We start from the raw sequence: 9577 nt of genomic DNA on the forward strand, positions 1-9577 counted from the left end.
TTTGAGCACATTAGTGCTCAAGATTTAACGACGACGTTACTCCAAATTAACCAGCGACCGCTTAAAATACTCGACTGGCAAACACCGTATCAGGTTATGCTGACAAATTTGTCCAAAAATTCGGATTAAATTTGCAATCTACCAAATAACATCCTTAAGATTGATCGAAAGATTGTTCTGACTTGCAGTATCCAACGAATAATACAATTTTCTAGAGTAGTTAGAAAATGCGTCCCCTCCACTTTTATCTGTATCAATATATATTGAACTCAATGGATTCCGTCTAAACGAGTAACTGCGGCCAAGAAATGTTTTCCAAGATGCATGATAAAAATCGAAGGGAATAAAATTAAAAGATTTTTCTTGTGCGTTCAATTGGTTTTTAAATTGTAAGTAATCTTCCTCAAATTGTTCATCAAACTCATATCTAAAGATAATTCCCTTATCTTCCTTTTCGGTAGAATTATTTTGTCCATCAAAATAATTATTGGCCAATTCGTTATCATCTAGATTCAAAAAAATTTCTATGGAAATATCGGGCAAATCTTTAATATCTTGCTCACTTTCAATAAATCGTGTAATCGCATCCGCATTCATGAAAACGCCATATTCATTTTTATTCATCCTATCGTCAACTCCACTTTGACGTAGGACAATATCTAACGCTTTTAAAATAGTCGTCTTCCCGGCATCATTATCACCAATTAACACATTTAGACCATTTCTAAACTGAAACTGGCTATCCTCGAATTTTTTAAAATTGTGAAGCTTCATTGTTTTTACGTAATTCTCCAACACTACTCCCCCTCTTCATCATTTAATAAGTAAATTTCTTTACACTTTCTGTAGACACCATAGCCACAACGCTGACAATTAGCTACAATATTTATAGTCTAATTATAGCTCTTTAATTCTAATTTTTAACTTAGATTTTCTCTAGTAATAAATATGTATATATTTCTGATAATAAATGAATCTCACTTTTTTCAACACTCCCATCACAAAGCGCGATACAAATCGTCCTTAATTCGTATCGCGCTTTGTGATTGTATTTTAAAAAATTATTACTCTATCAAAACTTCAAGCTTACTTCCTTTGGTTTCGTCTCCACTAGCACCTTACCACCACGAATCGAGTACAGCACTTCCGCATGCTCATTCAACACGTCGTAGAAGTTCGTCTGATTCAGCAAAATACAGTTTGCGGGCTTGCCGACCTCGATACCGTAATGATCCTGGATATGCAGTGTTCGGGCGGCATTATTTGTGACGAACTTGTACGCCTCCTGAACTTGACTGTAACCCATCAGGCCACCAGCCAAAATCCCCACTTGCACTTGGTCCAGCATGTTGCCGTTCCCCATTGGGTACCAAGGATCCTTAATGTCGTCTTCACCGAACGACACGTTAATACCGGCTTTTGACAGTTCCTTAATCCGAGTCATGCTGCGACGCTTAGGATAAGTATCGAATCGACCACCTAGGTGCAAATTAACTTCTGGGTTAGCCACAAAGTTCAAACCAGCCATTCCCAGTAAGCGGAACAATTTATACGTATAGGCGTCGTTGTATGAGCTCATTGCTGTTGTGTGACTGGCCGTGACCTTATCACCCATTCCAGTTTCGTAAGCTAACGTCGCTAAGACTTCCAAATGACGCGAATTTGGATCATCGATTTCATCACAGTGCACATCAACTAACCGGTCATAGCGTTCTGCTAAATCCACCAGAAACTTCAGTGATTCCACACCATAATCTCGGTTGAATTCAAAGTGTGGGATCCCGCCGATGACGTCAACGCCCATCTTGACAGCCTGTTCCATGTTGGCCTTACCATTTGGCGTTGAAAGAATGCCAGATTGCGGAAACGCCACAAGTTGAAGTTCCACGATATCCTTCAGTTCCTCTTTTAGTTCCAGCAAAGCTTCCAATGCCAGTAAGTTTGGTCCGGTCACATCAACGTGGCTCCGAACCACTTGTAGGCCATTGGCGACTTGTTCGCGAATCGTCTCCTTAGCGCGGGTTTTCACGTCTTCCTTGGTGATCGTTTTGACCCGTTGTTCCCAGATTCGAATTCCGTCAAACAACGTCCCGGTTTCGTTCCATTCCGGTTGTCCCGCTGTTCGGGTTGCATCCAAATGAACGTGGGAGTCAACAAATGGTGGCAGCAATAGTTTGCCATTCCCTTCGATAACTTCCTCGTTATCTCGGCGTTCAATCGTTTCGGCGATTTCGACAAACTTGCCGTCCTCTATCCGAACGTCCTTGACCGCTTCTTGAGATTCAATGTGTACATTTTTGATTAACATTTTAGTCCTCCTGACCCTGACGACTGAGTTTCATCACAACAAAGTAAACTGCGCCGATAATTAACATCACAGGGTAGGCGGCGCCCACGGTGTGGTCAAACCAGTCGATTCTCCGAATGATCACGTACAAGCCGACACCAAGTGCCCAGCAAACATACGCCCACCAGTTAACTCCTAGTTTATACCAAAATGGGCCTTCACGGTTAGTCAGATCTTTCATAGCGTACTTACCGTGGTGCAAAATGAAGAAATCGACACACATGATAGCCATCCATGGTCCTAAAATCATGCCCAGCACGTCTAGGAATGCAGTGAAGGTTTCCAGGAAGCTTCCCACCACCATTGGTACCATCGTGACGAAAGTGGCGATGATCGTCACAATCCACAGGGATACCTTCAAACTAATTTTCGGCCACATATTGTTGAGCGCCGAACCGGCCGCCTGCAGGTTGACTGCATTAGCCGTCATACTCGTCAAAATGATGACGAACATGGCTAACGCTCCCAAGCCTAATTTAGCCGCAATCGTGCTAGGATCCGAATTGTTAGCGTCATATACGCCCGAAGTAATTGCAATACTGATTGTGGCGAACAGTCCGACGAAGGCGAACCACAACACCCCAATCAGGGCACCAAAAAACGGTGCACTGGTGGCCACCGATTTCTTGTTGGTGAACCGGGTGAAGTCAGCGCCAGCAGTGACCCACGCAAGGTTAAATGCAGCAAGGGCATCTAATGCGGAGCCAAAGGACATACGCTGTTTCAGCGGAACGACCCAATTACTTATTTCGTGGAATGAAGTTTGCCGGAAAACGACGATTGTTTCCCAGACAACGAAGGCAAATACTAAAATCATGCCGACCCGTTCAATTAGTTGAATTGAACGTTGGCCAGCCATTACACTAATCAAATGCAGGACGCTCATGACACCGATACCAAAGAGCATGCCCCAGATTCCGCCTGGTTCGCCATACACCGGCCAACCAAAAACCGAATCACAAAGATAAGAAACAGAGGTTGCAGCGATGAACGTATTCACTGCTGTCCAGCCAATGAACTGGACCAAGTTGACGATTGAGGGACCAACACTCCCCCGAATACCAAATGCCGCACGTGACAATCCGGTCGTCGTAACACCCGTTTTATAACCAATGTACCCCACTAGTGATAAAAAGACGTACGCAATCGCGGAGCCAATGATTAACGCTTTGACGCCGCCCCACAACCCACACGCTGCGATGACGCCCCCGATGAACCATGTACCATTATTGGCGTTTGCGCCCACCCAGGTCGCGAACATGTCCCAATAATTCATGTGCCGATGTTCCGGTGCAATACTTTCCAGAGGATAACTTTTTGCCTTCAAAATCTTCCACATCCCATCGTCTATTTTTGTTTATCTGATATAACATACCGCAAATGGAAGAATGAGAAAAGGAGTAAAACGGTTTATGGGAGAAATAAAATTTGAGGGGAAAGATTTTAGCAAAAAAAAAATCAGCCAACTCAGTATTTTGCACCAAGTTAAGCTGATTTGCGTTCGATGATTTAGAAAAACACACCATTTTCATAATGACGTTCAGCAGTCTTAACCTCATTGATCTGACACTCTTCTAAAACTACTAGAGAAAATATATTACCATATCTATATCAAATAACCTTACTTTTCCATTGTGAACGCATGCTTGATTATATCACAAAGCTGAACGTCATTCTGATGCTATTGGTCTATTCCTCCTCTGAACTAATCAGGATTAAGAAAATCAACACCGGGGTGGGAATGAACTTCGTTGATCTGATACTCTTCTAAAACAAAATTAGGAGGCAACAAATATGGCTGTTGGGACTAAACCTCATTGATCTGACACTCTTCTAAAACAACAATAACGGAGGGCTATAGACATGGCTGGGACTAAACCTCATTGATCTGACACTCTTCTAAAACGTTGTCGGGCGCTCGTGGATGGATTATTGAGGACTAAACCTCATTGATCTGACACTCTTCTAAAACAAGGGTACGTTCGCTCCAGAAGCACGTAACGGACTAAACCTCATTAATCTGACACTCTTCTAAAACGAAGCCCTTGCCCGCAGACGCTGACCACCTGGACTAAACCTCATTGGTCTGACACTCTTCTAAAACTCATCTAATCCCCTATTTATCAGTGTTTATGGACTAAACCTCATTGATCTGACACTCTTCTAAAACTGCCACTGGTCAACAGGCGGCAACTATCTTGGACTAAACCTCATTGATCTGACACTCTTCTAAAACTCAGTCACACCACTACAATATCCGCAATACGGACTAAACCTCATTGATCTGACACTCTTCTAAAACCGGACGCAGTGGTTGCTGACGATCACGATGGGACTAAACCTCATTGATCTGACACTCTTCTAAAACCAGACTTGTCAGTGACTTCTTTGTAGTTTTGGACTAAACCTCATTGATCTGACACTCTTCTAAAACATTGCGGCAGTGTTTCCAGTTTAATGTTTAGGACTAAACCTCATTGATCTGACACTCTTCTAAAACGCGCAGCGCTTTTTCCTTTATGCCCATTCAGGACTAAACCTCATTGATCTGACACTCTTCTAAAACAGAGTTGCAAGTTAGACAGGGCTCTGTTTTGGACTAAACCTCATTGATCTGACACTCTTCTAAAACTGTATCTAACCGAAAATGAATCATAATATTGGACTAAACCTCATTGATCTGACACTCTTCTAAAACTAGGTGTATCTGTCGTAAAAATTGGCACATGGACTAAACCTCATTGATCTGACACTCTTCTAAAACTTTGAGGAGGTGTAACATGGGTCTTTACATGGACTAAACCTCATTGATCTGACACTCTTCTAAAACGCCGCTGTTAATTCGTGAACGTGGTGACAGGGACTAAACCTCATTGATCTGACACTCTTCTAAAACACCAGCAACAATTTCACCGCTTAAAACTTTGGACTAAACCTCATTGATCTGACACTCTTCTAAAACCCAACGTGGATAACCAGCTGGTCAACGTGGGGACTAAACCTCATTGATCTGACACTCTTCTAAAACTGTATGGATTGACTTGTGTTCCATTAACTTGGACTAAACCTCATTGATCTGACACTCTTCTAAAACAACCTGGTTACTGGATACAAAATCCCCCTTGGACTAAACCTCATTGATCTGACACTCTTCTAAAACAAACTAACAATAAACTAATTAATAAAAGTGGGACTAAACCTCATTGATCTGACACTCTTCTAAAACCACCAGAGATAATACATAAAGGCTCGTCATGGACTAAACCTCATCGATCTGACACTCTTCTAAAACTAGGGTTGCTGTCGTTACTCTTAGCTAACCGGACTAAACCTCATTGATCTGACACTCTTCTAAAACCCACCGAGACAACCAACGAAAACACGTTAGGGACTAAACCTCATTGATCTGACACTCTTCTAAAACTCATCACAATGGTCCGGCCGTAAAACACAAGGACTAAACCTCATTGATCTGACACTCTTCTAAAACTTAAGATTCCTCAATCAAAGACCAAGTTTTGGACTAAACCTCATTGATCTGACACTCTTCTAAAACTTGTTCAGCCATGTCTATAGCCCTCCGTTAGGACTAAACCTCATTGATCTGACACTCTTCTAAAACCGAGGTAAAGAATTACACCAGCAACGTTAAGGACTAAACCTCATTGATCTGACACTCTTCTAAAACAAACAAATGCTCCCCGTTCACTCTTGGCTTGGACTAAACCTCATTGATCTGACACTCTTCTAAAACATGGCTGGAGGAACATGGACAGCACAAAACGGACTAAACCTCATTGATCTGACACTCTTCTAAAACTACAGCGTTGGCTAATGAATCATTTCGTCAGGACTAAACCTCATTGATCTGACACTCTTCTAAAACCGTTCTGTGCAAGGAATCTTTATGAGTTTGGGACTAAACCTCATTGATCTGACACTCTTCTAAAACAGTAGTCCACACTCTTGGCTATAACTGATTGGACTAAACCTCATTGATCTGACACTCTTCTAAAACATAGAGCCCGACTACAGTCTCTTAGTATATGGACTAAACCTCATTGATCTGACACTCTTCTAAAACAACACCACGGTCTAATAGATCTTTATATCTGGACTAAACCTCATTGATCTGACACTCTTCTAAAACCTCCGTTCACAGTGAGATTAGTAAAATCAAGGACTAAACCTCATTGATCTGACACTCTTCTAAAACCGGTGTTCTTACCGGTTCTCCCGCTTCTTGGGACTAAACCTCATTGATCTGACACTCTTCTAAAACAGTCCGCAGACTAGATCGGTTAAAGTCCGAGGACTAAACCTCATTGATCTGACACTCTTCTAAAACACGAGGACCCAGAACTATTGGAGGCACAGCGGACTAAACCTCATTGATCTGACACTCTTCTAAAACATGCTATCCATATCTGAACGGCTTTCACCAGGACTAAACCTCATTGATCTGACACTCTTCTAAAACCCATCAGCAGACTATGCCAAGTTGACAGTGGGACTAAACCTCATTGATCTGACACTCTTCTAAAACAGGTGTCACCGTGTTAGGAGTTTTAGGCGGGGACTAAACCTCATTGATCTGACACTCTTCTAAAACGCAATAGTTACGGGGAAAAGCAAATAGATAGGACTAAACCTCATTGATCTGACACTCTTCTAAAACGAAAGTTCCAGAGTTACAGAAAGCCATTGTGGACTAAACCTCATTGATCTGACACTCTTCTAAAACCTGGGAACAGTACCCCACCTACGTCCAGTCGGACTAAACCTCATTGATCTGACACTCTTCTAAAACTATATGCCGTAGTATCCACTACGTTAACGAGGACTAAACCTCATTGATCTGACACTCTTCTAAAACCGTCCGATGCTCATTCAGCTCTCATAAAGAGCTAAATGAGCTAATTACGCCAGTCAATAAAATCTTCATCAACAAAGCTATAACGACATTCATCAAATAATTCAGAATGGTTACTTTCTGAGAAATCAATGAATAGAGTTGTCAGATCAAGTGCTTTAATTACACTCACCAATTCATGGAATTGGTTGACACTGAGATAATTATGCACATTCACTAAGGTTATAATTTTAGTTATTTTAAGTTGAAAAGCGACCTTAATTACACTTTCAATTATATCATAGGGATCACTCTTAATCTCCTCTGCAAAAGCAATTCCGCTATACTTAATCATTTTTAACGGATCAAAATCATTTCCCACTGCTAACGGTAAATTTAGACTGAAGCTAGCATCAAATACGGCCGATTTCAGCGCCTTATCTAACTCAAACAACTTGCTTCTGGCATCATCGTCCAGTACTTCAACTAATCGCTTTTGAAGTGGTGCCTCAAATACTTTATTTAAATCCACTTGTAGAAAAGGATCTCCAATCCAATGAATTCCTTTAGAAATATCAACAGAGTTATATGAATCATCTGACAACTTAATTTTATCGTTAAGATCTCGCAGGCCCGATACCCAATCCGTCATCACTGCCACATTATTCGTCTGTAAGATTGTTGGTTGATCTACTGTCATTTCGATTGGTTTATAGGGAAAATAAGTAAGTTTCATATGATAATCGTCCTTTCGGAGGAATTTCGAACATCCTGAACTGACTCACCTAGGATAAAATGCATTTGACTATACTGAGCCTCCGTAATAATCATCGATTGGATTAAACCAATTTTAGGCGCAAAATCCGCAATTCTTTTTTCCATAAAGTGTGCACTTTGAGAATCCACACACACTCGCACATAAATGGAATATTGAATCATCACAAAGCCCTCATTCAGCAGTGCTTTCCGAAACTTACGATAGTTTCGCCGGTCTGCACTCGTATCGACGGGTAAATCAAACATCACCATTAAACGCATTATCCGATACCTCATTGATTTCTACCTCGATTTCTGTCTCTGCTATTTCTTCGCTTAAATATTTCAAGCAATTTGAAACGTGTCGTGAAATGGCATTTCGCAAAATGGTATTTTTCTGGTTATATTTAAATTCAAAGTCTAACAACTGTACCAAGCCATATTTCACTTCGACATTGAATTCTTTAAATTGATGGTGCTTCACCCAACCATCAATTATTGGCCGAAATGGCTCCATTAAGTCGGACCCAAGATTAAATTCATTTTCCTGACTGTGATGATGAATACCAAGCTGCGTTAAGTAGCCGTTTGCAACAATCTCGCGATTAACAGCTGATAGTAAAATGGCATAGCCGTAGTTTAAAGCAGCATTGGTTGCACTAAAATCCCTGCGACTTTCATCAAACATCATCGAAAAATACTTTCTAGCGACTACTGCTTCTCGGTTAGTTACATCGCCTATTTCTAATTTCTCTAACTCTGCAACCAGTTCAGAACTGTCGTTTTCAAATAGCTCCGCTATCTGAATTTGAGCCTGAATTTTCTGTCCCGTAATTTTGGTCCACAACGTTTGTTTTCGATCCTCCGACCAGGTCATTTGCTGTCGAAGGCGATTTTCGGTGCGATTACTTGGATAGTAATCGATTGTTTCGCAGATTGGTTCAGCTCGATCATCAGTAAAAATAATTTTAGTTTGTTGCCTTGCCAACTGACTAATTGCGGCTGAAGTAATTACAGCCTGAGTTGTGCTAATTAATAACAGTTGAATATCCGCTACTGGAATCTGATTCATGCCGTCTCGCGTTTGAACCACGATATTCTGACCTGAATAGGAAATTTTTGCGTGTTGCGACACAATAATAGTTCGCCATGCCATTGAAACCCCTCCTTGTCATAAATGAAGCTTCATGATATTATTTATTTGTTGAGATGACACTCTTAACAACTTGACCTCATTGATCTGATACTCTGAGTTAAAATCAAACAATGCCTCGGCGGAGTTTAATCTTTTGAGCTCGCTATCGAGCCAATACATAGAATCACAAAGAGCTATTGACGCGTTAATCGTCAACAGCTCTTTTTTGTTACTTATTTAATCTGATTTATTAGAACGCGTCTTTCGAAAAGACCAGTTGGTGATTGGTAAATAAATTGGGCATTTGCTGATAATTGAATACCACCCGGATCCTGAAGAAATCCAAACGGCGTTTTAATATCTGGCAAATTACAAGTTTAATCCGAACAAGCCCGGAATCTTTCAATGGCAGTCTGTTGATGATGTATTTTTAATGGTCGTTGATTAATTAGTTCAAGTGCTGCTAGGATCTCATCAGTCGTTACTT

6 protein-coding genes, 2 pseudogenes and 1 CRISPR repeat array are annotated in these 9577 nt (G+C 41.1%); of the genes and pseudogenes, 1 reads left to right on the plus strand and 7 read right to left on the minus strand.

What is annotated here, in order from left to right; all coding sequences use genetic code 11:
* Positions 1-129: pseudogene (locus LOSG293_RS09065) on the plus strand (IS30 family transposase); the annotation flags it as partial.
* 9 nt (positions 130-138) lie between these two features.
* On the opposite strand, the gene LOSG293_RS09070 reads toward LOSG293_RS09065, so the two are convergent.
* The 7 genes and pseudogenes from LOSG293_RS09070 to LOSG293_RS09100 form a co-directional block, all read right to left on the minus strand.
* Positions 139-795, minus strand: a complete 657-nt coding sequence (locus tag LOSG293_RS09070) for an AAA family ATPase (protein ID WP_051907281.1) — start codon at positions 793-795, stop codon at positions 139-141.
* Between the two features lie 277 nt (positions 796-1072).
* Positions 1073-2308 carry a cytosine deaminase gene (gene codA / locus LOSG293_RS09075; RefSeq protein ID WP_034529585.1) on the minus strand — a complete coding sequence of 412 codons (1236 nt, stop codon included), beginning with the start codon at positions 2306-2308 and terminating at the stop codon, positions 1073-1075.
* 1 nt (position 2309) lies between these two features.
* Positions 2310-3686 (minus strand): cytosine permease, encoded by a 1377-nt coding sequence (locus LOSG293_RS09080; protein WP_034529588.1) that lies wholly within the window; start codon positions 3684-3686, stop codon positions 2310-2312.
* 399 nt (positions 3687-4085) lie between these two features.
* Positions 4086-7223: direct repeats of the CRISPR family, unit length 36 nt; unit sequence GGACTAAACCTCATTGATCTGACACTCTTCTAAAAC.
* Positions 7224-7263: 40 nt separating this feature from the next.
* Positions 7264-7935 (minus strand): type II-A CRISPR-associated protein Csn2, encoded by a 672-nt coding sequence (gene csn2, locus LOSG293_RS09085; protein ID WP_051907282.1) that lies wholly within the window; start codon positions 7933-7935, stop codon positions 7264-7266.
* Positions 7932-8237, minus strand: coding sequence for a CRISPR-associated endonuclease Cas2 (gene cas2 / locus LOSG293_RS09090; protein WP_034529591.1), 306 nt, complete (start codon positions 8235-8237; stop codon positions 7932-7934). The genes csn2 and cas2 overlap by 4 nt, the downstream gene beginning before the upstream one ends.
* Positions 8215-9111, minus strand: coding sequence for a type II CRISPR-associated endonuclease Cas1 (cas1, locus tag LOSG293_RS09095; protein WP_034529593.1), 897 nt, complete (start codon positions 9109-9111; stop codon positions 8215-8217). The genes cas2 and cas1 overlap by 23 nt, the downstream gene beginning before the upstream one ends.
* Positions 9112-9467: 356 nt before the next feature.
* Positions 9468-9577, minus strand: a pseudogene (locus tag LOSG293_RS09100) (IS30 family transposase); the annotation flags it as partial.

Source organism: Secundilactobacillus oryzae JCM 18671 (genome assembly GCF_000740055.1).
Taxonomy (GTDB): Bacteria; Bacillota; Bacilli; order Lactobacillales; family Lactobacillaceae; genus Secundilactobacillus; species Secundilactobacillus oryzae.